At 68.3% G+C, this 21,720-nt stretch carries 24 protein-coding genes; 3 read left to right on the top strand and 21 right to left on the bottom strand.

The window, feature by feature from the left end; all coding sequences use genetic code 11:
- The first annotated feature begins 131 nt into the window (after positions 1-131).
- On the top strand, positions 132-446 hold the full coding sequence (locus ABH933_RS36530) for an antibiotic biosynthesis monooxygenase family protein (RefSeq protein ID WP_215915471.1): 315 nt from the start codon (positions 132-134) through the stop codon (positions 444-446).
- Positions 447-604: 158 nt separating this feature from the next.
- Here ABH933_RS36530 and ABH933_RS36525 read toward each other — a convergent pair whose 3' ends face one another.
- The 4 genes from ABH933_RS36525 to ABH933_RS36510 form a co-directional block, all read right to left on the bottom strand.
- A complete protein-coding gene (locus tag ABH933_RS36525) occupies positions 605-1,048 on the bottom strand; it encodes an OsmC family peroxiredoxin (RefSeq protein WP_429424509.1) in 444 nt (147 codons plus the stop codon).
- Between the two features lie 91 nt (positions 1,049-1,139).
- On the bottom strand, positions 1,140-1,592 hold the full coding sequence (locus ABH933_RS36520) for an SRPBCC family protein (protein ID WP_429424507.1): 453 nt from the start codon (positions 1,590-1,592) through the stop codon (positions 1,140-1,142).
- 90 nt (positions 1,593-1,682) lie between these two features.
- Entirely contained in the window at positions 1,683-2,531 is an 849-nt protein-coding gene (locus ABH933_RS36515; RefSeq protein WP_429424505.1) for an ABC transporter permease, read from the bottom strand.
- Positions 2,532-2,578: 47 nt separating this feature from the next.
- Positions 2,579-3,406: an ABC transporter ATP-binding protein gene (locus ABH933_RS36510; protein ID WP_429424804.1), complete on the bottom strand. Its 828-nt coding sequence runs from the start codon at positions 3,404-3,406 to the stop codon at positions 2,579-2,581.
- 261 nt (positions 3,407-3,667) lie between these two features.
- Here ABH933_RS36510 and ABH933_RS36505 point away from each other — a divergent pair, with 261 nt between their 5' ends.
- On the top strand, positions 3,668-4,861 hold the full coding sequence (locus tag ABH933_RS36505; RefSeq protein WP_429424503.1) for a sensor histidine kinase: 1,194 nt from the start codon (positions 3,668-3,670) through the stop codon (positions 4,859-4,861).
- Entirely contained in the window at positions 4,861-5,523 is a 663-nt protein-coding gene (locus tag ABH933_RS36500) for a response regulator transcription factor (protein WP_215915466.1), read from the top strand. Before ABH933_RS36505 ends, ABH933_RS36500 begins: the two co-directional genes overlap by 1 nt.
- A gap of 71 nt (positions 5,524-5,594) precedes the next feature.
- Here the strand turns inward: ABH933_RS36500 and ABH933_RS36495 are convergent, their stop codons facing one another.
- From ABH933_RS36495 to folB, 17 genes are all read right to left on the bottom strand, one after another.
- Positions 5,595-6,239, bottom strand: coding sequence for a VWA domain-containing protein (locus tag ABH933_RS36495; RefSeq protein ID WP_429424500.1), 645 nt, complete (start codon positions 6,237-6,239; stop codon positions 5,595-5,597).
- A gap of 126 nt (positions 6,240-6,365) precedes the next feature.
- On the bottom strand, positions 6,366-7,142 hold the full coding sequence (locus tag ABH933_RS36490; protein WP_429424499.1) for a phytanoyl-CoA dioxygenase family protein: 777 nt from the start codon (positions 7,140-7,142) through the stop codon (positions 6,366-6,368).
- A 146-nt stretch (positions 7,143-7,288) separates the two neighbouring features.
- The gene (locus tag ABH933_RS36485) at positions 7,289-9,835 is read right to left on the bottom strand and encodes an ATP-dependent Clp protease ATP-binding subunit (RefSeq protein ID WP_429424497.1); all 2,547 of its coding nucleotides are present in this window, start codon (positions 9,833-9,835) and stop codon (positions 7,289-7,291) included.
- A gap of 254 nt (positions 9,836-10,089) precedes the next feature.
- Positions 10,090-11,052: an esterase/lipase family protein gene (locus ABH933_RS36480; RefSeq protein ID WP_429424495.1), complete on the bottom strand. Its 963-nt coding sequence runs from the start codon at positions 11,050-11,052 to the stop codon at positions 10,090-10,092.
- 90 nt (positions 11,053-11,142) lie between these two features.
- Positions 11,143-11,703 carry an FHA domain-containing protein gene (locus ABH933_RS36475; RefSeq protein WP_429424802.1) on the bottom strand — a complete coding sequence of 187 codons (561 nt, stop codon included), beginning with the start codon at positions 11,701-11,703 and terminating at the stop codon, positions 11,143-11,145.
- Between the two features lie 304 nt (positions 11,704-12,007).
- On the bottom strand, positions 12,008-12,376 hold the full coding sequence (locus ABH933_RS36470; RefSeq protein ID WP_429424493.1) for a histone-like nucleoid-structuring protein Lsr2: 369 nt from the start codon (positions 12,374-12,376) through the stop codon (positions 12,008-12,010).
- 117 nt (positions 12,377-12,493) lie between these two features.
- A complete protein-coding gene (gene lysS, locus ABH933_RS36465; RefSeq protein WP_429424801.1) occupies positions 12,494-13,960 on the bottom strand; it encodes a lysine--tRNA ligase in 1,467 nt (488 codons plus the stop codon).
- A 297-nt stretch (positions 13,961-14,257) separates the two neighbouring features.
- On the bottom strand, positions 14,258-14,689 hold the full coding sequence (locus ABH933_RS36460; RefSeq protein ID WP_429424491.1) for a rhodanese-like domain-containing protein: 432 nt from the start codon (positions 14,687-14,689) through the stop codon (positions 14,258-14,260).
- A complete protein-coding gene (locus tag ABH933_RS36455) occupies positions 14,686-15,303 on the bottom strand; it encodes a cysteine dioxygenase (RefSeq protein WP_215915459.1) in 618 nt (205 codons plus the stop codon). Before ABH933_RS36455 ends, ABH933_RS36460 begins: the two co-directional genes overlap by 4 nt.
- 227 nt (positions 15,304-15,530) lie before the next feature.
- On the bottom strand, positions 15,531-16,325 hold the full coding sequence (locus ABH933_RS36450) for a type III pantothenate kinase (protein ID WP_215915458.1): 795 nt from the start codon (positions 16,323-16,325) through the stop codon (positions 15,531-15,533).
- 49 nt (positions 16,326-16,374) lie between these two features.
- The gene (panD, locus tag ABH933_RS36445; RefSeq protein ID WP_429424489.1) at positions 16,375-16,794 is read right to left on the bottom strand and encodes an aspartate 1-decarboxylase; all 420 of its coding nucleotides are present in this window, start codon (positions 16,792-16,794) and stop codon (positions 16,375-16,377) included.
- Between the two features lie 55 nt (positions 16,795-16,849).
- The gene (gene panC, locus ABH933_RS36440; RefSeq protein ID WP_429424488.1) at positions 16,850-17,848 is read right to left on the bottom strand and encodes a pantoate--beta-alanine ligase; all 999 of its coding nucleotides are present in this window, start codon (positions 17,846-17,848) and stop codon (positions 16,850-16,852) included.
- Positions 17,848-18,804, bottom strand: a complete 957-nt coding sequence (locus ABH933_RS36435; RefSeq protein ID WP_429424799.1) for a Rossmann-like and DUF2520 domain-containing protein — start codon at positions 18,802-18,804, stop codon at positions 17,848-17,850. Before ABH933_RS36435 ends, panC begins: the two co-directional genes overlap by 1 nt.
- Before the next feature lie 323 nt (positions 18,805-19,127).
- Positions 19,128-20,072: a DUF6779 domain-containing protein gene (locus tag ABH933_RS36430; protein WP_429424486.1), complete on the bottom strand. Its 945-nt coding sequence runs from the start codon at positions 20,070-20,072 to the stop codon at positions 19,128-19,130.
- Between the two features lie 73 nt (positions 20,073-20,145).
- Positions 20,146-20,613: a DUF3180 domain-containing protein gene (locus tag ABH933_RS36425; RefSeq protein WP_429424797.1), complete on the bottom strand. Its 468-nt coding sequence runs from the start codon at positions 20,611-20,613 to the stop codon at positions 20,146-20,148.
- Positions 20,614-20,632: 19 nt separating this feature from the next.
- Positions 20,633-21,169 (bottom strand): 2-amino-4-hydroxy-6-hydroxymethyldihydropteridine diphosphokinase, encoded by a 537-nt coding sequence (gene folK, locus ABH933_RS36420; RefSeq protein WP_215915454.1) that lies wholly within the window; start codon positions 21,167-21,169, stop codon positions 20,633-20,635.
- A 150-nt stretch (positions 21,170-21,319) separates the two neighbouring features.
- A complete protein-coding gene (gene folB, locus ABH933_RS36415) occupies positions 21,320-21,718 on the bottom strand; it encodes a dihydroneopterin aldolase (RefSeq protein WP_429424795.1) in 399 nt (132 codons plus the stop codon).
- Between the last annotated feature and the right edge of the window lie 2 nt (positions 21,719-21,720).

Raw genomic sequence — 21,720 nt, 5'->3', positions numbered from 1 at the left:
CAGGCGCCGGCGATCTCGTTCACCTGGAGTTTGCTGAACGGTGCCGGGCCGCCTCGAGGGCTACTCGGTCCACCGCGTCATCCACCAGGCGGTAGGGGCGCCCGCGTCGGCCCGGCGCTAGCCTGGTGCGCATGGCTGTCGTAAAGATCAATGCAATCGAGGTGCCCGAGGGCGCGGGACCCGAGCTGGAGAAGCGGTTCGCCCATCGCGCCCACGCGGTGGAGAACTCGCCGGGCTTCCTCGGGTTCCAGCTGCTCCGCCCGGTCGCCGGTGACAACCGGTATTTCGTTGTCACGCAGTGGGATTCGGAGGAGTCCTTCGCCGCGTGGCGGGACGGCCCGGCCAAGGAGGCCCATGCGGGCGACCCGAGCCGCAAGCCGGTGGCCACCGGGGCCTCGCTGCTCGAGTTCGAGGTTGTGCTCGACGTGACGAGCAAGACGAACTGACCCTCGTTGCCCGGCCGCCTGACCTCACGGTGCTCGTGGCCGGGACCGGACAAACGATCCGGCCACGAGCGCGTCGGGCAGACTGGACTCTGCGAACCGGTGAAGGCGGCCGCGGCCCCTTCATCAGGTTCGGAGAGTCCAGTGGTCCGCGTGACGTGTCAGGCCTCGAGCGCGGCGTCCAGCTCGATGGTGTCGACCCCGGCGAGCGCCTTGCTGACCGGGCACCCGGCCTTGGCCTCTGCCGCAGCGGTCTGGAATGCCGCCGCGTCGATACCGGTGACTCGGCCGCGGACGGTCAGCTTGATTCCGCTGATGCGAAACCCGCCCGCCGGATCCGGCCCCAGGGTCACATCGGCGTTGACGTCCAGGCTCTGCACGGTGCCGCCGGCATTGCCGATCTGCGCCGACAGCGCCATCGCATAGCATGAGGAGTGCGCGGCCGCGATCAGCTCCTCCGGGCTGGTCGTGCCGTCGGCGTTGTCGGCCGCGCGCTTGGGGAACGACACGTCGTACTTGCCGACGCCGGAGCTGACCAGCTCGACCTGTCCGGAACCGTCCTGCAGGCCCCCGCTCCATGCGGTGCGCGCGCTACGTGTTGGCATCACTGTCCTTTCGCCGTTGGAATAGAACGCCGTCCGACCACGAACCTACCCGTTCGCCGCGACCGATCACCATGCTCGAGCCGTAAACGATCTACCAACCCCTGGTGCGCTCGTCGAGCTGTTCGAGCACCATCGGCCAGGCCTGGCTGTGCCGGTCGCGGGCGGCCTCGCCGGCGAATCCGCGGTGGTTCAGGGTCAGGTGGGTGCCCTCCCCGGCCGGGGCGAGCTCGACGGTGACGACGGTCTCGGCGCCCTCGGTGCCCCCCGCGCCCGTCACCCACGTCAGCTCGACCAGCCGCGCGGGCTCGAGCCGCAGGAAGCGGCCGTAGTGCGGATGCCGGGCCCCACCGCCCTCGGCCTGGAAGAAGAAGGGCGCGTTCACCGCGGCCCGCATGAGCACCGAATCCGGTGCGGCGAACCAGTCGCCGAACCGCTCGGTCCAGGCGCTGTACAGCGCCTGCGGAGATGCGGCCATCGTCCGCTCGGCGGTGAGATCGAACGGCCGCGCCGACAGATCGGGTACGCCAATCGGCTCATCACTCATGCCCGGACGATACCGCGGGGGCCCGACACATCCGGCCCACGTGAGCCGGTTTCGGCCGACGCCGTTCCGGGGCGCACTCGTCCGAAACGCTCAGGCCATGTCGCGACGACGCACCAACCACACGGTCCCCATGGCGAAAACTACGATGTAGATTCCGAGCACCACGAATGAGGCCGGGCGGGACAGAATATCCAGCACCCCGGGCGTCGCGGCGCCCTTGACCGTGCGCATCGCGCCCGCGAGCGATCCCGCCGCCGTGCCGGGGAGATGATCGGTGATCGACCGGATCGGCGAGAAGATGGACGCCACGCCGCGCAGCAGATTCTCCACCACCAGCACGTAGACCAGCCCCAGCCCCACGGCCAGCGCCGGACCCCGGGCCAGCACACCGATCAGCGCGCCCGCCAGCGTCCACATCGCGAGAATGACTGTGCCCGTGACGATTCCGAGCACGATCCGCCCGAATCCGGGCAGCGCCAGCGCCTGATGCTGGACCGCGCCGATCAGCGCGGCGACCCCGGTGTCGACGACGAAGGCGGTCAGCACCAGCCCCACCACGATGCCCGCCAGCGCGATCACCGTCCCGCCGATCACCCGCACGCGCGACGGCCCCTGGGTGAGAACGGTTTTCCAACTGCCCCAACCATATCCGCTACCGGTCACCAGCGCGCCGAGCACCAACATCAACGCCCCGCCGAACATCGCCATGCCCTGGGTGAACACCTCCGGCACCGCCGCGGGCAGCATAAGCTGCAACAGGATCGCGCGCGGCTGGCCGTCGGACATCCGCGTATTCGAACCCGTCGTGTAGGCAAGATAATTGAACAGATACGCGAAGACGAGATTGAGCACGATCCAGGCGCCGAGAATTGTCCAGAACGCGGGCCATTTTCGCAGCCGCGTGAATTCCGCTCGCGTGCAATCCAATAGATCTCTCATAGCGCGTTGTCCCGGTCGCACTTCCCGGACAGTCGACGATGATTCGGTCATGACGCGTCCTCCGTCTTGGTCATTTCGAAAAAGACCTCCTCCAAGGACTTTTCATCGGTGCGCAGTTCCAGCAGGTCCGCGCCCGCCTCGATCACCGCACGCGCCACCTTCGGCGCCGTTGCCGTACCCGCATCGACTCTGATGCCGGCGGCGGTCAGCAGTGCGGATCGCTCACCCACCACCGCGCGCACCGCGGGGAAGGCGAGTTCGGCGGGCTCGGCCCGCAGGAAAAGGGTTGCCGCGCCACGCAATTCACTCACCGTGGACTGCGCGAGCAGGCGCCCTCGGGAGATGACACCGACGCGGTCGCAGATCTCCTGCACCTCGCTGAGCAGGTGGGAGGACAGCACGACGGTGTGCCCGTCGGCGGCCAGATCGATGATCAGCTCCCGCATCTCGGCCATTCCGGCCGGATCCAGGCCGTTGGTGGGTTCGTCCAGAATCAGCAGGTCCGGGCGGCCCAGCAGGGCCGCGGCCACGCCGAGGCGCTGCTTCATCCCGAGGGAGTAGGCGCGGAAGCGGTCGTTGCCGCGCTCGGACAGGCCCACGCGTCGCAGCACGTCCTCCACGTCGTCGCGGGTGCTGCCCCGGTACCTGGCGAGCACGCGCAGATTGTCGCGGCCGGACAGGTACGGATAGAAGCCCGGACCCTCGATCAGCACCCCCGTGCGACGCAACACCCGCGGATCGCCCGGATGGTGGCCCAGCACGGTGGCCGTGCCCGACGTCGGGCGGATCAACCCGACCAGCATGCGTAGCGTGGTGGTCTTACCGGCGCCGTTGGGGCCCAGGAAGCCGTAGATCTCGCCGCGATGCACCGTCATGTCGACCGCGTCGACGGCGACCTGGTCGCCGTAGCGCTTGGTCAGGGCCTCGGTGTACACGACCGCGGCGGCCGAGTCGGGTCCGGTGGGCGCCTGCGCAACCACTGTCCCGCCGGTGGATTCCGAATCGTTCATGCCTTCGAGAATCCGCGCGATGCCCGCGCGATACATCCGCCGCCGGGCGCGATCGGCCGTACGTATCCCGACGTAATTCGCGGTGCGCAGGGCGCATTTCCGCCGGTGTGGCGCTACCGTTCGGGAGTGGAATCACGTATGCGCCCGGGTCGCGGCACCGTGCTGCTGGCGCTGATCGTGGCCTTCATCCAGGTGGGTGCCGGGCATGCGGCGAACCTGCACTGGCACCACCACGGTTCGCGGGAGCTGAACGCGTTCGGCTACGCGCTGCTGCTGGCCGGTCCGCTGCTGCTGGTGGCGCGACGGCGATACCCGGTGCCGGTGCTGGTTGGCACGCTGGTCGTCACCCTGACCTACCTGCTCGCGGGTTTCGGATACGGTCCCGTCTTCATCGCCCTGGCCATCGCGTTCCTGTCCGCCGCCACGCGCGGCCCGCGCTGGTACACGTATCCGGTCGTGCCCCTCGGCTTTCTACTGATGGTGTGGCCCGCGCCCGGGATCGCCGGGCATCCGTCCAACTACTGGCAGATCCTCGGTCTGCTGGCCTGGCTCTCGGTGCTGGTCGCGCTGGCCGAGGGCGCGCGGCAGCGGCGGGTGGTACATCAGGCCCGGCGCCAGCGCGCCGAATCCGCCCGCCGCAACCGGCAGGCCGAACAGGCCCGGGAGGCAGCGCAGCGCGAGCAGCGCGCGACCCAGGAGCGCCTGGCGATCGCCCGCGAACTGCACGACGTGCTCGCGCACAGCCTCTCGCTGATCAATGTGCAATCCTCGGTGGCGCTGGAACTGCTGGACCGCCGGCCCGAGCAGGCGGCGACCGCACTGGCGGCGATCAAATCGGCCAGCCGCGACGCGCTCGGCGAGGTGCACGCACTGCTGCAGTCGATTCGCGCGGGCACCGAACCCGTTGCGGCGCCGACGAGTCCGACGGTGCGGGTCAGCGAGCTGGATGCACTGCTGGAACCGGCCCGGGCCGCGGGCCTGGTGGTGCGGGCCGAGGTCAACGGCACCCCGGGACGCCTGCCCGCAGTGCTGGACGTGGCCGCGGCCCGCATCGTGCAGGAATCGCTGACCAACGTGCTGCGCCACGCCCCGGGCTCCGAAGCGATTGTCGGCGTGAACTATTCCCCCGGCGAGCTGCTGCTGTCGGTCGAAAACACCGCGCCGCCGAACGCTCCACAACCATCCACAACCCCGGGCGGCAATGGCATCACCGGAATGGTTGAGCGCGCACACGCCCTGGGTGGCGACCTGTCCGCCGTCCCGCTGCGCACCGGCGGGTTCCGCGTCACCGCCCACCTCCCGATCCCCGAGGAGAGCTGATGAACATTCGAGTCGTGGTTGCCGACGATCAGGCGCTGGTGCGGGGCGGGTTCGCGGCGCTGCTGGACGCGCAGGAGGGGATCGAGGTGGCCGGGGAGGCTGCCGACGGGGAGCAGGCGGTGCGGCTGTGCCGGGAGTTGGTGCCGGACGTGGTGCTCATGGACATCCGGATGCCGGTGCTGGATGGGCTGGCCGCCACCCGGCAGATCGCCGCGGATCCCGCGCTGGCCGAGGTCCGGGTGGTGGTGCTGACCACCTTCGAGCTCGACGAGTACGTCTTCGAGGCGATGCGTTCGGGCGCAACGGGATTCCTGGTCAAGCACACCGAGCCCGCGGACCTGGTGAAGGCGGTGCGGGTGGTGGCCGGGGGCGATGCGCTGCTGTCCCCCAGCGTCACTCGCCGCCTGGTCGCGGAATTCGCCTCGCGCGCAAAGCCCGCGCCCGCGGCCGAGCTGACCGAGCTGACCGATCGGGAGCGCGAAGTGATGACGCTCGTCGCGGAGGGCCTGACCAATGCCGAGATCGCAGAGCGGCTGTTCCTGAGCCCGGCCACCGCCCGCACCCATGTGAGCCGAATCCTGTTGAAGCTCAACGCCCGCGACCGGACGCAGCTCGTGGTAATGGCGTACGAATCAGGACTCGTTCGCCCCGGCTGGCAGTGAGTCACCACCGCTCCACGCACGCGCTCGCCAGTGAAATCCCGTGGGGCACACCCGGGTCGGCTTGCTCACGCTCAACGCCCCGGATCGGCTTGCTCGCGTTCGGAGTCCGTGAAACCCCGAGACGCGCCGGCCGGATCGGGAACCTGCAAGCGCTCGGAATATGCGGCCGCAGCGCGGAATACCCCCGCAACGGCCTCCGGCGCGGCGGCGTACGTAATCGAATCCTGCCTGCGGAATCCCATCCGGCTACCGGTCTCGACCGCGTCCATATTCGCGCCCAGGAAGAGGAAATTCCAGCTGTACAGCTCCTGCTGCTGGGTGATCAGCGCCCGGACCGCCTCGTGCGTCCATTCCCGGCTCGAATTCTCGTGCCCGTCGGTGAGCACGACGACGATCACCGTTCCCGGCCGCTCGTTTTCCGGGCACCCCGCCAGTTCCGCGCCGACATCGGTGATCAGCCGCCCGACCGCGTCGTACAGGGCAGTCATCCCGCGCGGCTGCAAATCCAGTGGCGGCACCTGCGCGATCGGCCGATTCGCGTAGATCGGCTCGTATTCGGTATCGAACCGGGCCAGCGTGACCTCGATTCGTTTCGGCACCCCGCGCTGCTGCTCGATATACGCGTCGAATCCGCCCTCGGTATCGGATTTGATCGATTGCATCGACCCGGAACGATCGAGTAGCGCGGCAATCAATGTCAGGTCGGCATCGGTCATGGGAATACCCCCGGTCGAATCTCGTGTACCCGTAACCCACGGTACGCGCGGCCATCCACCAGACGAGACCCCATTTTTCCCTGCACTCCCGCCCTTTTTCTCCCCCGGCCGCACCCGGCTGCGGGTTCAGCCGGTCGCCGTACCGAGTCCGAGCCGGATCGCCCGCTCCAGCGGCGAGTACGCGCCGTCCGGCCGGTCGAGCACACACGGCTCGCGCAGGGGCAGCGGCGGCTGCGCCATGAATTTCGGCCGCCCCGTCCGGTTCGGCTGCGCTGCATGGACGAGAAAGGGATGACACAGGTACACGTCCCCGGCCCGTCCGGTGGCCAGCGCCTCCGGCAGGTCGGCCGTGGCCGCGTAGGTGTCCAGCATTTCGAGCAATGTCCGGCCCGCTTCCCCGGCCGACGCCAGCACCGACGGCAACCGCAGATGTGAACCGACCCTGATCCGGGTGGGCGCATCATCGGCGTCCACGTCGGAGAACAGGAAGAGCATCAACAGCGCGCGGCCCTGGGACCACAGGTTGACCCTCCAATTCAGGTAGTCCGTCCCCTCCCCGAAACTGGCGTCCACATGCCAGCCGTCGTCACCCGGTGCCACGGCGCTCGGAAACCGAATCGGCCAGCTTCCCAGGCTGTCTCGGGGCGCCCACCGTCCCGCCCCGACAAGTTGATCGAATGCCTCGCGCAACGCCGGGGCATTCGCGGCGGTCCGGAACGGTTCCTGCGCCATGTCCCCCAGCCGGACCACCGGCTGGGTCCACGTTGACGCGTCGTCCGGATCGCAACCCGTTGCCCGCCACAGGATTTCCCGCCCGGCGGCGGCGGTCTCGCGCGAAAACGCCTGCTCCACCTTCACGAAGCCGTCGGTGATGAAGGTATCGATCCGAGTCTCGGTCAGCATGGGGTTCCCTTCGCCGCACATTGTCAATGACCATGAACGACGGCTTACGGTTCCGCCACCGAATTTCTCCCGAATCGTTGCCAGGAGAATGCCGACGGCCCCCTCTCGCGAGTGCGAGAGGGGGCCGTGCGGTGAAACCTTCCGGACTACTCCCCGGACGCCGTCGCGGTCTCGCCCGCGAGCGCCGCGACCGGCTTCTCCTCGGTGTCGACCGGGGCGACCGGCTTGGGCCGGCCGACGAAGGTGAACTTCGCGTCCTCGCCGGTGCCCTCGCCGTCCCAGCCCTCGACATCGACCGCGACGATCTGACCGGGGCCGACCTCGCCGAAGAGGATCTTCTCCGACAGCTGATCCTCGATCTCGCGCTGGATGGTCCGGCGCAGCGGGCGGGCGCCCAGCACCGGATCGAAGCCGCGCTTGGCCAGCAGGCTCTTGGCCTGGTCGGACAGCTCCATCTCCATGTCCTTGTTCCGCAGCTGGTTGCCGACCCGGTTGATCATCAGGTCCACCATCTCCACGATCTGATCGGTCGTGAGCTGGTGGAAGACGATCACGTCGTCGATGCGGTTGAGGAACTCGGGGCGGAAGTGCTTCTTCAGCTCGTCGTTGACCTTGAGCTTCATCCGCTCGTAGTTCGAGCCCTCGGCGTTGCTCTGGGTGAAGCCCAGGCCGACGGCCTTCGAGATGTCCGACGTGCCCAGGTTCGAGGTGAAGATCAGCACGGTGTTCTTGAAGTCGACCGTGCGACCCTGGCCGTCGGTGAGGCGGCCATCCTCGAGGACCTGCAACAGGGTGTTGTAGATCTCCTGGTGGGCCTTCTCGATCTCGTCGAACAGCACGACCGAGAACGGCTTGCGGCGCACCTTCTCGGTGAGCTGGCCGCCCTCCTCGTAGCCGACGTAGCCCGGAGGGGCGCCGAACAGCCGCGAGGCGGTGAAGCGGTCGTGGAACTCGCCCATGTCGATCTGGATGAGCGCGTCGTCGTCGCCGAACAGGAAGTTCGCCAGCGCCTTGGACAGCTCGGTCTTACCGACACCGGACGGACCGGCGAAGATGAACGAGCCCGACGGACGCTTCGGATCCTTCAGGCCGGCGCGGGTGCGGCGGATGGCCTTGGACACGGCCTTGACCGCGTCCTCCTGGCCGATGATCCGCTTGTGCAGCTCGTCCTCCATGCGGAGCAGACGGGTGGTCTCCTCCTCGGTGAGCTTGAACACCGGAATGCCGGTCCAGTTGGCCAGCACCTCCGCGATCTGCTCGTCGTCGACCTCGGCCACGACGTCCAGATCGCCGGAGCGCCACTGCTTTTCGCGCTCGGCCCGCTTGGCGACGAGCTGCTTCTCCTTGTCGCGCAGGCGCGCGGCCTTCTCGAAGTCCTGCGCGTCGATCGCGCTTTCCTTCTCCCGGCGCGCGTCGGCGATCTTGTCGTCGAACTCGCGCAGGTCCGGCGGCGCGGTCATGCGGCGGATGCGCATGCGCGCGCCCGCCTCGTCGATCAGGTCGATCGCCTTGTCCGGCAGGAACCGGTCGTTGATGTAGCGGTCGGCCAGCGTGGCCGCCGCGACCAGCGCGGAATCGGTGATCGAGACGCGGTGATGCGCCTCGTACCGGTCGCGCAGGCCCTTGAGGATGTTGATGGTGTGCTCGACGGTCGGCTCGCCGACCTGCACCGGCTGGAACCGGCGCTCGAGGGCGGCGTCCTTCTCGATGTACTTGCGGTACTCGTCGAGGGTGGTCGCGCCGATGGTCTGCAGCTCGCCGCGGGCCAGCTTGGGCTTGAGGATCGAGGCCGCGTCGATAGCGCCCTCGGCCGCGCCCGCACCGACCAGCGTGTGCAGCTCGTCGATGAACAGGATGATGTCGCCGCGGGTGTTGATCTCCTTGAGCACCTTCTTCAGGCGCTCCTCGAAATCACCGCGGTAGCGGCTGCCCGCGACCAGGGAACCCAGGTCGAGGGTGTACAGCTGCTTGTCCTTCAGCGTCTCGGGCACCTCGCCGTTGACGATGGCCTGGGCCAGGCCCTCCACGACGGCGGTCTTACCGACGCCGGGCTCGCCGATCAGCACCGGGTTGTTCTTGGTGCGGCGCGAGAGCACCTGCATGACGCGCTCGATCTCTTTCGCGCGTCCGATGACCGGGTCGAGCTTGCCCTCGAGCGCGGCCTGGGTCAGGTTTCGGCCGAACTGGTCGAGCACCAGCGAGGTGGACGGGGTGCCCGACTCGCCACGCGAGCCCGACTCCACCGGCTCCTTGCCCTGGTAGCCCGACAGCAGCTGGATGACCTGCTGACGCACGCGGTTGAGATCGGCGCCCAGCTTGACCAGCACCTGGGCGGCCACGCCCTCGCCCTCGCGGATCAGACCGAGCAGGATGTGCTCGGTACCGATGTAGTTGTGGCCGAGCTGCAGCGCCTCGCGCAGGCTCAGCTCCAGCACCTTCTTGGCGCGCGGGGTGAACGGGATGTGCCCGGACGGGGCCTGCTGGCCCTGGCCGATGATCTCCTCCACCTGGCTGCGTACGCCCTCCAGCGAGATGCCGAGTGACTCCAGCGACTTGGCCGCGACGCCCTCACCCTCGTGAATCAGCCCCAGCAGGATGTGCTCGGTGCCGATGTAGTTGTGGTTGAGCATCCGGGCCTCTTCCTGGGCCAGGACAACGACACGCCTCGCGCGGTCGGTGAACCTCTCGAACATCGCTCCCTCACTCTCCTGCTCCGACATTCCGGCATCCGGCGCTCAGTCGACTGAGAGCAAGCCTGCCATGAAGCCTTGGGGTTGCATCCCCCGCCTCCACTCTAGTTGGCGAGGGTCGCGGTCGCCCTCCGTCCACCCTAGGCGAACAGATCACAACCCGACTTATTCATGCACAACGTGCCCCTGGCCGTAATCGTTTCCACCCCGACTATGCCGAGAGCGAACAATCCGCTTCCCAGTTGCGGCGGTCACCTCTATCCCCCCGCGAGCGGGGAGACGAAGTGACACGGCACCGGGACCGGGTGCGCCGGGTCCAGGGCGTTGAGGGCGTAGGCGGCCGCGCGGGAGTCCCCTGCCAGCCCCGCGTGCTCGGAGTAATCGGCCTGGCAACCGTCCTGGACCAGGATGTTGGTGACGCCCGGGCCCGGGGTCACGCCGACCGTATAGGGGACGATCGCCTCGTCGTAGCGGGTCTCGATAGTGGTGTAGGTGACATGCGGGTCGTAGATGCCGTCCGCGTTCAGGGCGCGCATGAACTCCGACTGACCGGCCATCTGGCCGCACGGGATGCACATGCCGGCCGAGAGCAGCGCGTCCACGGCGGGTTCGGCGCCCAGCTGCCGGGCGAACATCCGCACCGGATCCGCCACCGGACCGAACGTGCCCACCCACGGCGCGGCCAGGCCGACGAACCGATGGACCTCGCTGTCCCCGCCGAGCCGCTTGATGAAGTAGTTGCCGACCGTATTGCCCTGGGAATGGGCGATCAGATCGACCCGCGCCGCCCCGGTCCCCGCCAGCACCCGATGCACGAACGCGGCGAGCTGCGCCGCGCTGTCCTGGATGGGCCGCATGCCGCCGATCGCCGAGACGGGCCAGGGCAGATTGTCGTAGGCCCCATAGGTCAGCGAGTAGACGCAGTACCCGGCATCGGCCAGCAACGGCACGTAGGTGCCCCAATTGGTTTGCGCCCCACCGCCGGTGCCGTGCACCAGGACCACCGGATCCGGATGCGCGGCGGTGGGCCGACACGAGAAATCGTTGGATCCCGGCAGCGATCCGCCCGGATGCTCGAGCTCGTTCGGGATGCCCGAGAAGAAGTTGTAAACGATCGGATAATCCGCCGAGGCGGTTCCGACGGCATCGCTCAGCAGGGCCATCAGAACGGCCATGACCAGCAACGATCCGGGCAATCCGCGTCGCAAAAGCTTCCGCATGGACCCTCCCAAGTTAGTACACGTTCCGGGAAGGCTAGTTGGAACACGTTTCATTCGGAGCGGAATCGGCGAACGCCGTCGCGGAACCGGCTACAGATCGCGGTCGGCGATGATCCCGCTCTGCATCGCCAGGCCCGCCAGCCGCACCCGCTTCTGGTTCTGCGGCAGATCCTCCACCCCGAACTTCGAGAACAGCGTGCGCAGATGGGTCTTGATGGCGTCCACGCTCAGGAACAGTTCGTCCGCGATCTGCTGATTCGAGGCGGGCGTGGCGAATCCGGCATTGTTCTTGTACGGGCGGCACAGCGCGATCAGCACCGAGCGCTGGGTCTCGGTCAGCGAGCGCAGCGTGGGAAACGAACCGGAGGAGATACGGGTCGCATCGTCGGCGACGCCGCCGAAGTCGTGGAACGACACCATCGAGCTGCCCATCCGGATCCGGTCGCCCGGGGCCAGCCGCCGACGGCCCACCAGCCGCTCACCATTGACGAAGGTGCCGTTGCGCGAGAGGCCGTCGTCGATGATCGTCCATTGCGCACCCAGGTATTCCACCGCGGCGTGCAGCCGCGAGACCTCGGCGTCCCAGGACAGAGTCAGATCCGCCTGCGACGACCGCCCGATGGTGATGCGCTGCACGTCCGGGGTGAGCATCAGTTCCTGCTGCCGGCCGGTGTCGTCGGCGAAGCGCAGGAACGATCCGTGAAATCCCGTCACCGCGCCGACACCCCTGTGGTCCGCTCGACCAGCGACGTATATTGCACGGTTTCTATGGTGCCGCGCCACGCAGCGCCTAGCAAGATCGCTAACCGCTATCGGCGCACAACACCCGTCACTGGTTATATCTAATACGCATGAAAACGCCGCAGCTGTCCGGGTGTCGCACGATTTCTCCGGACGGCTGCGGCAAATGGAACAACCGGTCGTTCTTCACCATCGACCGGTGCCCGTGCCGGTACTAGTTGGCGCGCCCGACTTCCTTGTTGTACGCCTCGGTAATATCCGCGGAGATGCGGCCGCGGGCGGAGACCTTGTGACCCTTGCGGCGCGCCCATTCCCGAATTGCGGCGCTCTGCTCGCGATCCATCGACACGCGGCTCTTGGGCGCGCCGGCGCTAGGCCCGGCGGCCTTGCCAGTGCGACGGCGGCCGCTCACCCGGCGCGCGCTGGCGACCCAGGTTTCCAGACCGTCCCGCAGCTTCGCCGCGTTTGTCGTGGACAAGTCGATCTCGTATGAAACACCGTCGATCGCGAACTCGATGGTCTCCTCCGCGATGGACTCACCGTCGACATCGTCGATCAGGCTAACGGTGACCTTCTTTGCCATGAGATGAACGTCCTCTCGAAATCGTGCGACCCGAATACTAGGCCGATACCCGAGTCGAGAATACCTCGAATTTCGAAATTTCCAAGCCGGAGGTTCGAGAATGAATCCGAACTGCACTCAACGAGACGCGGGACGCACAATTGGGAACAGTATCGTTTCCCGGATTCCGTGCCCCGTCAGTGCCATCAGCAACCGATCGATTCCCATACCCGTACCGGTAGTCGGCGGCATGCCGTGTTCCATCGCGGCCAGGAAGTCCTCGTCCAGCCGCATCGCCTCGTCGTCACCCGCCGCGGCCAATCGAGCCTGATCGACGAACCGCTCCCGCTGAATCACCGGATCCACGAGTTCCGAATAGCCCGTTGCCAACTCGAAGCCGCGCACGTAGAGATCCCACTTCTCGGTCACGCCCGCCTTGCTGCGATGCTGCCGCGTCAGTGGCGAGGTCTCCACGGGGAAGTCGCGCACGAAAGTCGGCGCGTAGAGCTTGTCACCGTAGACGTGCTCCCACAGTTCCTCGACCAGTTTGCCGTGTCCATAGCCCTTGTCCTGCGGAATTTCCAGACCGACGCGATCCGCGAGAGCCAGCAATTCCGGCACCGTCGTTTCCGGAGTGACCTGCACACCCAGCGAGTCCGACAGCGAGGGGTACATCTCGACGGTGTTCCACTCGCCGCTCAGGTCGTATTCGGTGCCGTCGGCCAGCGTCACCACCTGGGTGCCGAAGACCTCCTGCGCGACCTCCTGGATCAATTCCCGCATCATCCGCGCGGAATCGTCGTAGGTGCCGTACGCCTCGTAGGTTTCCAGCATCGCGAACTCGGGCGAATGCGTGGAATCGGCGCCCTCGTTGCGGAAGTTGCGGTTGATCTCGAAGACCTTCTCGATGCCACCGACCACGCAGCGCTTGAGGAACAGCTCCGGCGCGATGCGCAGGTACAGGTCCATATCCAGGGCATTGGAATGGGTGATGAACGGACGCGCCGCGGCGCCGCCGTGCAGGGTCTGCAGCATCGGGGTCTCCACCTCGAGGAAACCCCTGCGCTCCAACGCATTTCGCAGCGCGAGCACCGCCTTCACCCGGGTGCGCGCCATTTCCCGCGCCTGCGGGCGCACGATCAGATCGACATACCGCTGCCGGACCCGGGCTTCCTCGCCCATCTCCTTGTGCGCGACCGGCAGCGGGCGCAGCGACTTGGCGGCCATGGACCAGGAATCGGCCATGACGCTCAATTCACCCGTACGCGAGGAGATCACCTCACCGTGCACGAATACGAAGTCTCCGAGGTCGACATCGGACTTCCAGGCGGCCAGCGCATCGGCACCGACGCCGTTCAGGCTGATCATCGCCTGCAACTGCGTGCCGTCGCCCTCCTGCAACCGCGCAAAACACAGCTTGCCGGTATTGCGCACAAATATGACACGTCCCGCGATACCGACCGTCAGGCCGGTCGAGGTATCAGGTTCGAGCTCGGGATAGGTCTCACGAATTTCCGCGAGCGTATGTGTGCGCGGCACCACAACGGGATACGGTTCCACACCGCCGGCGAGCAGGCGCTCGCGCTTCTCCCGGCGAATCCGCATCTGCTCCGGGGCGTCGACTTCCGCTGCGGCAGGACGGGTTTGCCCCGTGGGATTGCCGCCCGCGGAGCTACCGGTGGAAGGGTTGTTCGGGGTGCTCACATCCACACCCTATCGTGCGCGGAGAAATGGTTTTACTCCGCCCGAGCAGTGCCCCGCGGCGCCGAATCGGCCGCAATTAGGCGCACCCGCTCGACCGGCCTTCCACCCCACACCGAATCCCGCCCGTAAATGCCGTAAACCGGGCAGATTTGCGAAATCGGCTGTGCCGCGCGGTCATTCACGACCGTGCGGCGGCAATTACGCCGAGACGAGCGCGCCGACCTCGCGCACGAAGTGAGGTGCGCCACTGGCCACCGACAGCAACCCCGCCGCCTTGAGGGCCTGATATCCGCCGACCAGATCGGTGGCCCGAGACAATCCGAGCTGCTGCAGGGACGCCGCGGCCAAGCTCGAGGTATATCCCTCGGAGCAGACGACGATCCATTCCACATCGGGTCCGGAGGCCAGGGCGACGCGGGCGGAGCTGGTCGGATCCAGGCGCCATTCCAGCACATTGCGCTCGACGACCAGCGCACCCGGCAGGGTGCCCTCCTTCACCCGCTGCGCCTGCGGCCGAATATCGACCAGCAGCGCGCCGCGGGCGATCGCGTCGGGCAATTCGAATGCGTAGATGCGCTGCAACCGGGCGCGGGCCTGGTCCAGCATGCGATCGATCGTCGACTGGGTCATTTGACATCGCCTTCCGGCTGATCGGTCAGGACGGTCCGGTTGCGGCGCAGGGTGCCGTGGCCGGTGACCTCGTAATAGGACATGGCGGTGAGCGGTGGTGAATAGGCATGCACGGACAGTGTCGGATCCAGCGGGCCGGGCACCGCGTTCTCGGGTGCGCGCACCACGTCGTGCACCCAGCCGAGCGGGAACGACGCCTGATCGCCCGCCGACAGCGTGCGTTCGCGCAATTCCCTGCCGTTCCAACGGAATTCCGACAGCGCACCACTGAGCACGGTGAGCGCGCCCAGCGAGCCGGCATGATCGTGCAGTTCGGTCGAGCGGTCCGGCACCCAGCTGATCAGCCAGACGTCGACCTCTTCGTCGGCGGACAGCCTTGTGGCCCAACGCTCTTCGCGGGGCCAGGCACCACCGGGTGGCAGGAGATGGTCGTACCGGCCCGCCAGCACGTCCTCGGCGCCCTCATCGGTCAGGCGCAGCAGATCCGCCGGGCGGAGGCGAGTGGGCAGGGCCGAGGCGATCGCGCGATCGGTGACGTCGGCGGACAGGCGGGAGGTCGCGGGCACGTGCGAGGACAGCGCGCGAGGGGAAAGGGTGAGTGCAGAGGAACGCATGAGCGAGGCTCCAGGGGAAGTGTGCTGACCGGGGGCGGATACGAAGCCCCGACATCAGCCGAGGCGAATCAGCCTCGACAACACTCCTGGATGCTCACGCGGTACGACACGTCGGCGAGTCTAGCAGGCGAACCGGCCGATGCAAGAACTCGGCCGCCGCACCGGGCATCCGGCGCCGGCCCCGCGGGCCACCGATCGTCGCGATCGGCTCAGGCGGGGCGACGAATTCACCTGCGCCGCTGCTGATTCCGCTCGTACACCACACGAAGGCCCTCGTGGGTCAGATGCGGTTCGAAATGGTCGATGGTCTCGGACTCCGGCACGATCAGCGCCGCGCTCGCGCCGGTTGCGACCACCGCGACGTCGTTGCCCGCGAACGCGTCCATCTCGTCGCGGATGCGATCGATCAGGCCGTCCACCAGGCCCGCGAAGCCGAAGATCGCCCCGGACTGCATGCACTCCGCGCTGTTCTTGCCGACCACCGAGCGCGGGCGCGCCAGCTCCGCGCGGCGCAGCGCGGTCCGTGCGACCAGCGCCTCCATGGAGATCTCCACGCCGGGGGCGATGGCGCCGCCGAGGAACTCGCCCTTGGCCGACACCAGATCCACGCAGATGGCGCTGCTGCCGAAATCGACCACGATCGCCGCCGTGCCGTACCGCTGGAAGGCCGACAGGCAGTTCACGATGCGGTCCGCGCCGACCTCCTTGGGGTTGTCGACCAGCAGCGGAATGCCCGTGCGCACCCCCGGCTCGACCAGGACGTGCGGCACGTGGGCCCAATACCGGCCCAGCATGTCGCGCAGCTCCCGCAGCACCGGCGGCACGGTCGAGAGCGCGGACACCCCGACCACCTGCTCGATCCGGTCCCCGATCAGCCCGCGCACCTGCATCGCGAATTCATCGGCCGTCAGCAGCGGATTGGTGTGGGTACGCCAGGTCTGCACCAGCTTCGAATGCTCGCCGCTGCCGGAGAACAACCCGATCTCGATACTGGTGTTACGGACATCGATGGTCAGCAGCATCGGATGCACCGATTCCTTTCACGCATGGTTGGTGCGCCGCGACCGACGCTCACGCCGGGGTGAGCGAGCGCGGGGAGGTGAGCCCGGACCCCGCGGGCGCGTGCGCCGGATCGCTGCCGAGATCCACCTGACGGTTCTTCTCGTCGACGAACACCACCCGCGGCGCATACTCGCGCAGTTCGGTCTCGTCCATCATGCCGTAGGCGATCAGGATCACCAGATCGCCTGGATGAACCAGATGCGCTGCGGCGCCGTTGATTCCGATCACACCCGAGCCGCGCTCGCCCGCGATGACGTAGGTCTCGAGGCGCGCGCCGTTGTCGATGTCGACGATGCAGACCTGCTCGCCCTCGAGCAGATCCGCGGCGTCCATCAGATCGGGGTCCACGGTCACCGAGCCGACGTAGTGCAGATCGGCGTGGGTCACGGTGGCGCGGTGGATCTTCGACTTCATCATGGTGCGCAACATCGGTGTACTTCCTAACTACGGCAGTGTGCCTGCGATGCCGGTGGGGTGGGTAAGTTCAACGCGCCGAAGCGCTTTCGGGGGTCGCTGGGTGGCCGTCCATCGATACACCGACGGTGAGCGGCATGTTGTCGATCAGCCGGGTGCTGCCGACGCGGGCCGCGACCAGCAGGCGAGCGTTGCTGCTCCAGGGCGTCTCGCCGCCGCCCTCGGCGTCCTGCCCTGCGCCCTGCGCCCGCGCGATCAGCGCCGCGGCATCGGGCAGCACCAGCGGACCCAGATTCGCCGCACGCAATTCCAGATAGTCGACCTCGATGTCCGCGGCGGTGTCGAGCACGGCCCGCGCCGCCGACAACACTGCCTTCGGGCCCAGGCCCGCGGCGTGGCGCCCCGCGGCCAGCGCCGCGGACAGCGTCGTCGCGAACTCGCGCTGGACCGGATCGAGGTACCGGTTGCGCGAGGACATGGCCAGGCCGTCGGCCTCGCGCACGGTCGCGACCGGGACGATCTTGACCTCGAAGTTCAGGTCCCGCACTAGCTGCCGGATCAGGGTGAGCTGCTGATAGTCCTTCTCGCCGAAGAACGCCTCGTGCGGGCGGGCGATCTGGAGCAGCTTGCTCACGACGGTCAGCACGCCCGCGAAATGCGTTGGGCGACTGGCACCCTCGAGCTCGGCGCCCAGCGGACCCGGCTGCACGCTGGTACGCGGACCGTCCGGGTACATCTGCTCGGCGCTGGGCGCGAAGACCAGTTCCACACCCTCATCGCGCAGCAGTTCCACGTCCGCGTCTAGGGTGCGCGGGTAGGTGCTCAGGTCCTCGTTCGCCCCGAACTGCAGCGGATTGACGAAGATCGAGACGATCACGACCTGATTGGTGCGCCGCGCCTGCCGGACCAGCTCCAGATGGCCCTCGTGCAGCGCGCCCATCGTCGGCACCAGCGCTACCTTGCGGCCAACCGACCGCAGGGCGGTGGACACGGCGGTCACGGTGGCCGGATCGTGCAGGACGGTCAGCTCTCCCGGCCGGTACGCGCCGCGCAGCTTCGGATCGAACATCAGCCGTGCCTTTCTTCCGAACGACCCTGCTCGGTCGAGCGGTCATTCTCCAGCAAATCAATGAGGGCGGGGTTGGTCCGCGCCCGCTGGGCCGTACGCAGCGACAGCGCGCGATATCCGGCGGCCAGGCGCGGGTCGGCGGCGGCCAGCGCCGCGAGATGCGCAGACACCGTCTCCGCGTCGCCGCGCGCCACCGGACCGGTCAGTGCGGACTGACCGCGGCGCAGCGCGTTGTCCAGCGCCGCGGACGCGAGCGGGGCCAGCATCCGCTCGGCCAGGCCGTTGGGCTCGTCGTCGACCGCCTGCTGACCGAGCAGGCCCGGACCGGCCAGCGCGGACCGCAGCGCGGCGACCGCATCGACGATCAGCGTGACCAGGTGATTGCTGCCGTGTGCGAGGGCGGCGTGATATAGCGTGCGGTGTTCCTCGGCCACCCGGACCGGCTCGCCGCCCATCTCGATCACCAGCGACTGTGCGATCGCGTAGCCGATCTCGTCGGCCGCGGTGATGCCGAAGCACGCGTTGCCGAGGCGGGCCAGGTCCTCGTCGTGGCCGGTGAAGGTCATCGCCGGATGGATGGCCAGCGGCAGGGCACCCGCGGCGGTGAGCGGCGCCAGCACGGCGATGCCATTCGCACCCGAGGTATGGGCCACGATCGTGCCCGGCCGCACCGCGTTCGCGGCCGCCAGGCCAGCGACCAGCCCCGGCAGTTCGGTATCGGGGACGGCCAGAATCAGCAGCTCACTGCGTTCGGCCACCCGCTCGGGCGGCAGGATCCGCGAATCGGGCAGCCGCGCGGCGGCGCGATGGCGGGACGCATCCGAGATCGCGGAGACGCCGAAGACGATGTGCCCGACCCGTTCCAGCGCCGCGCCCACCGCCGAGCCCACGCGTCCCGCCGAGACGATTCCCACCGTCAGGCGTGCGGGCGCAGGGTCGGCCCCTGCGACAGGCATGTCCGAGGTCACAGCTGCGCCTCGCCGGCGCTCGGCTCCGCTGCGCGCATGGTGCTGTGCCTATGGATCCCCTCGCTGCGCTCGGGCATCGGTGTCCTCTCGAAGTCGTTCCAGTCCCGCGAGTGCGCGGGTACCGGACGTTACGCCCCGAGAATAGGGCCCGGCCCGGGACGCGACCAGAGCCGGGCCGGGTGACGTTGCTTACTGGACGTCGGGTCCGCGACTGCCATCCGGCGTGCATGCGGCCGGTATCCGATGGCGTGCGGCGACTCCGGCCGGATCCCGGCCGCAGCCGGGCCGGGGCGGCGGCACCACCGACGCGATCAGCGCGCGCTCTGCTCCGACTTGAGATTGGCCATGATCTCGGCGACGGACAGCTTGCGCCCCGGGTAGTCGTCGTCGGACTCCGCGCGGCGACGGCGGCGTGCGCCCGCGCTGACCGCTGCGGCCGGCTCGCGCGGCGCCGCGGCCGGCTCGGGCGGGGCGTTCGTGGCCGCATTCAGGGTCGCCCCATGGGTATGCGGCCCGGACACCGCCGCATCGACCGTCAGGATCTCCGTGTCGTGCTGCGCGTCGGCGTCGGCCTCCGCGGCGGCCTCGAGATCCTCGCTCGTCACGACCTGCGTCTCAGCGGTGACCGGCTCGTCGAACGGGCTGGCGAAGGCCGGGGGCTCGGGGTGGTCGGGCTCGAAGACCGGGGTCACCGGATAGCGGGCCGCTGGTGAGCTCCAGGCATCCCAGGTGTCCGTTTCCTCCGGGTTATCGTTCGCGGGATTCTCCGGCGCGGCATCCACACTGGGCAGCTCCTGCAACCGAATCGCATCAGCGCGCAGCGCGGGACGGTCGTTGGCCAGATTTCCGTCGAACAATCGCTGCAGGCTCTCGCGTAGCACGGTGAGTTCGGCGCGCAGCGCGGCCATCTCGCCGGCGTCGGCGCCGACCTCTGCGCGGATCCGGGCCTCGGCGGCGAGCTCGAACTCGCGCCGCGCGGACATCTCGCGCTCGAGCTGCAGTTTGTGGACCGCCTGCAGCTCCCGCACCCTCGCCTGGCCGGCTGCGGAATCCCGGCGATATCGAGTGACGGCAACCGCCCCGATCACCGCGGCCCACAGCGCCGCAACCAGGCCGACCCGGACCAATTGCACACTGCTGCTGAATATCAGGAACACGCTGGCAATCAGACCGAGCAGAATCAAACCGCCGATGATCAAATTGCCCGCGTCATCCCGCCGACGGCGGGAGGTACTGCTACGGGCGGGTGACACCATGCCCGCCAGGGTAGCTTGCGCCGTGAGATCTGGCTCGCAGCAGTTTCGGTGATTCGAGCTAACTATTTTGCCACTAGATTGCTGGTTCGTCGGGCGGCTCACTGGGCGCGCGACAGCAATACTCCAGCCACAGCGCCGCCGCCACCAGCAGGACGCCCGCGATCAGACCCACGATCGCCCCCGGCGTGTCCGAGGCCGCCGCGCGCAGCGTCGAGCGCTGTGGCATCACCCAGATCAGGAACCCGAGCCACACCCCGGCGGCGAGCGAGCCCACCTGCGCCGAGGCCTTGGCCAGCGCCGCGGCCCGCGCGGCGGTGATCGGATGCAGCTGCTTGGGGCCGTCACCGATGCGGCTGTCCCCGACCCGGGCCCGAATCACGAAGGCCAGCACCGCCTCCAGCGCGGCCACCGGATACAGCGAGGCGCCCGCGATCACCGTGATCGGCGGGAAACTCGAATACGCCCAGCGCGTGGCGACCCACGCGACCACCGCGGCGATCAGCACATTCGCGGTCAGGTCCAGGATCTTCGTCGGCTTCATGACATTCATGCCGGGGCCCTCACGATGCCGCCCGTCGCAGCGTCAGCTCGGTCAGCCGAACCCCTTCGCGCTCGGCCGGATCCAGCGCCGCCAGCAGCTCGCGCACCGGGCTCGGGCTGCCCAGCACCTCGAGCACGGCATCCGGCTCGATCTCGGCCCAGGGCAGCAGCACGAAGGCCCGGTTGTGTGCCTGCGGATGCGGCAGCGTCAGCGTCGGGTCGGTGCTGCGGCACACCCGCAGCCCCTCCGGGCGATGCTCGGCGCACCACACCACGTCGACGTCGAGAGTCCTTGCGCCCCAGCGCACCTCGCGAACCCGCCCGGCGGCCTGCTCGAGTTCCTGCCCGCGCCGCAGCCAGTCCCGCGCGTCCGCGGCCGGATCCTCCACCAGCAGTACGGCATTGAGATAGTGCTGCTGGGGCACGCCGCCCCAGGGCGCGGTCGAATACACCGAGGACACGCCGGCCAGCCACGGCGACATCGCATCCACGACGCTGCGCAGATGGGCCAGGCGGTCGCCCAGATTCGATCCGATGGACAACACCGCACGACTCATGCCTGCACCTCGCTGGCGCTCGGCTCCGGCATGCGCCGGGCACACTGGCACATCGATTCGGTCGCAAGCTCCCTCATACCTGCACCTCGCTGGCGCTCGGCTCCGGCATGCGCCGGGCACACCGGCACATCGATTCGGTCGCAAGCTCCCTCATACCTGCACCTCGCGGCTGCGGGTGGCAACCACTCGCACATCGGCGAAAGTGTGCGGAATCGGGGCCGACGGCTTGTGGACGACCACCTCGGCGGCGGTGACCTTCGGATCGGTCATCACCTCGTCGGCGATCTCGGACACCACCGTCTCGATGAGGTTGCGGGGCGGGCCCTGCACGATCGCGACCGCGCGCTCGGCCAGCTCGCCGTAGTGCACGGTGTGCGAAAGATCGTCGGTCGCAGCCGCTTCGGTGAAATCCAGCCAGAGCGTGATGTCCACGACGAACTCCTGGCCGTCGCGGCGCTCGAAATCGAAGCAGCCGTGATACCCGTAGGCCCGCAACCCGCGTAGCTCGATGCGGTGCTGACGGCCCGGCGCCGCACTCGGCGGCCGCATCG

The sequence above is a fragment of the Nocardia sp. GP40 genome (genome assembly GCF_050434125.1).
GTDB classification, from domain to species: domain Bacteria; phylum Actinomycetota; class Actinomycetes; order Mycobacteriales; family Mycobacteriaceae; genus Nocardia; species Nocardia albiluteola.
This window is presented reverse-complemented; position numbering and strand designations above follow the sequence as displayed.

Coding starts and splice junctions, on each gene's coding strand:
- folK (WP_215915454.1), bottom strand. CDS start 21,169: ATGAGTCGTGCGGTGTTGTCCATCGGATCGAATCTGGGCGACCGCCTG.
- ABH933_RS36530 (WP_215915471.1), top strand. CDS start 132: ATGGCTGTCGTAAAGATCAATGCAATCGAGGTGCCCGAGGGCGCGGGA.
- ABH933_RS36500 (WP_215915466.1), top strand. CDS start 4,861: ATGAACATTCGAGTCGTGGTTGCCGACGATCAGGCGCTGGTGCGGGGC.
- lysS (WP_429424801.1), bottom strand. CDS start 13,960: ATGCGGATTCGCCGGGAGAAGCGCGAGCGCCTGCTCGCCGGCGGTGTG.
- ABH933_RS36425 (WP_429424797.1), bottom strand. CDS start 20,613: ATGAAGCCGACGAAGATCCTGGACCTGACCGCGAATGTGCTGATCGCC.
- folB (WP_429424795.1), bottom strand. CDS start 21,718: ATGCGGCCGCCGAGTGCGGCGCCGGGCCGTCAGCACCGCATCGAGCTA.
- ABH933_RS36450 (WP_215915458.1), bottom strand. CDS start 16,325: ATGCTGCTGACCATCGATGTCCGTAACACCAGTATCGAGATCGGGTTG.
- panC (WP_429424488.1), bottom strand. CDS start 17,848: ATGTTCGATCCGAAGCTGCGCGGCGCGTACCGGCCGGGAGAGCTGACC.
- ABH933_RS36460 (WP_429424491.1), bottom strand. CDS start 14,689: ATGACCCAGTCGACGATCGATCGCATGCTGGACCAGGCCCGCGCCCGG.
- ABH933_RS36435 (WP_429424799.1), bottom strand. CDS start 18,804: ATGCCTGTCGCAGGGGCCGACCCTGCGCCCGCACGCCTGACGGTGGGA.
- ABH933_RS36510 (WP_429424804.1), bottom strand. CDS start 3,406: ATGACGGTGCATCGCGGCGAGATCTACGGCTTCCTGGGCCCCAACGGC.
- ABH933_RS36525 (WP_429424509.1), bottom strand. CDS start 1,048: ATGCCAACACGTAGCGCGCGCACCGCATGGAGCGGGGGCCTGCAGGAC.
- ABH933_RS36495 (WP_429424500.1), bottom strand. CDS start 6,239: ATGACCGATGCCGACCTGACATTGATTGCCGCGCTACTCGATCGTTCC.
- ABH933_RS36520 (WP_429424507.1), bottom strand. CDS start 1,592: ATGAGTGATGAGCCGATTGGCGTACCCGATCTGTCGGCGCGGCCGTTC.
- ABH933_RS36515 (WP_429424505.1), bottom strand. CDS start 2,531: ATGAGAGATCTATTGGATTGCACGCGAGCGGAATTCACGCGGCTGCGA.
- ABH933_RS36485 (WP_429424497.1), bottom strand. CDS start 9,835: ATGTTCGAGAGGTTCACCGACCGCGCGAGGCGTGTCGTTGTCCTGGCC.
- ABH933_RS36470 (WP_429424493.1), bottom strand. CDS start 12,376: ATGGCAAAGAAGGTCACCGTTAGCCTGATCGACGATGTCGACGGTGAG.
- ABH933_RS36430 (WP_429424486.1), bottom strand. CDS start 20,072: ATGGTGTCACCCGCCCGTAGCAGTACCTCCCGCCGTCGGCGGGATGAC.
- ABH933_RS36490 (WP_429424499.1), bottom strand. CDS start 7,142: ATGCTGACCGAGACTCGGATCGATACCTTCATCACCGACGGCTTCGTG.
- ABH933_RS36455 (WP_215915459.1), bottom strand. CDS start 15,303: ATGCGTTCCTCTGCACTCACCCTTTCCCCTCGCGCGCTGTCCTCGCAC.
- ABH933_RS36475 (WP_429424802.1), bottom strand. CDS start 11,703: ATGCTCACCCCGGACGTGCAGCGCATCACCATCGGGCGGTCGTCGCAG.
- panD (WP_429424489.1), bottom strand. CDS start 16,794: ATGTTGCGCACCATGATGAAGTCGAAGATCCACCGCGCCACCGTGACC.
- ABH933_RS36480 (WP_429424495.1), bottom strand. CDS start 11,052: ATGCGGAAGCTTTTGCGACGCGGATTGCCCGGATCGTTGCTGGTCATG.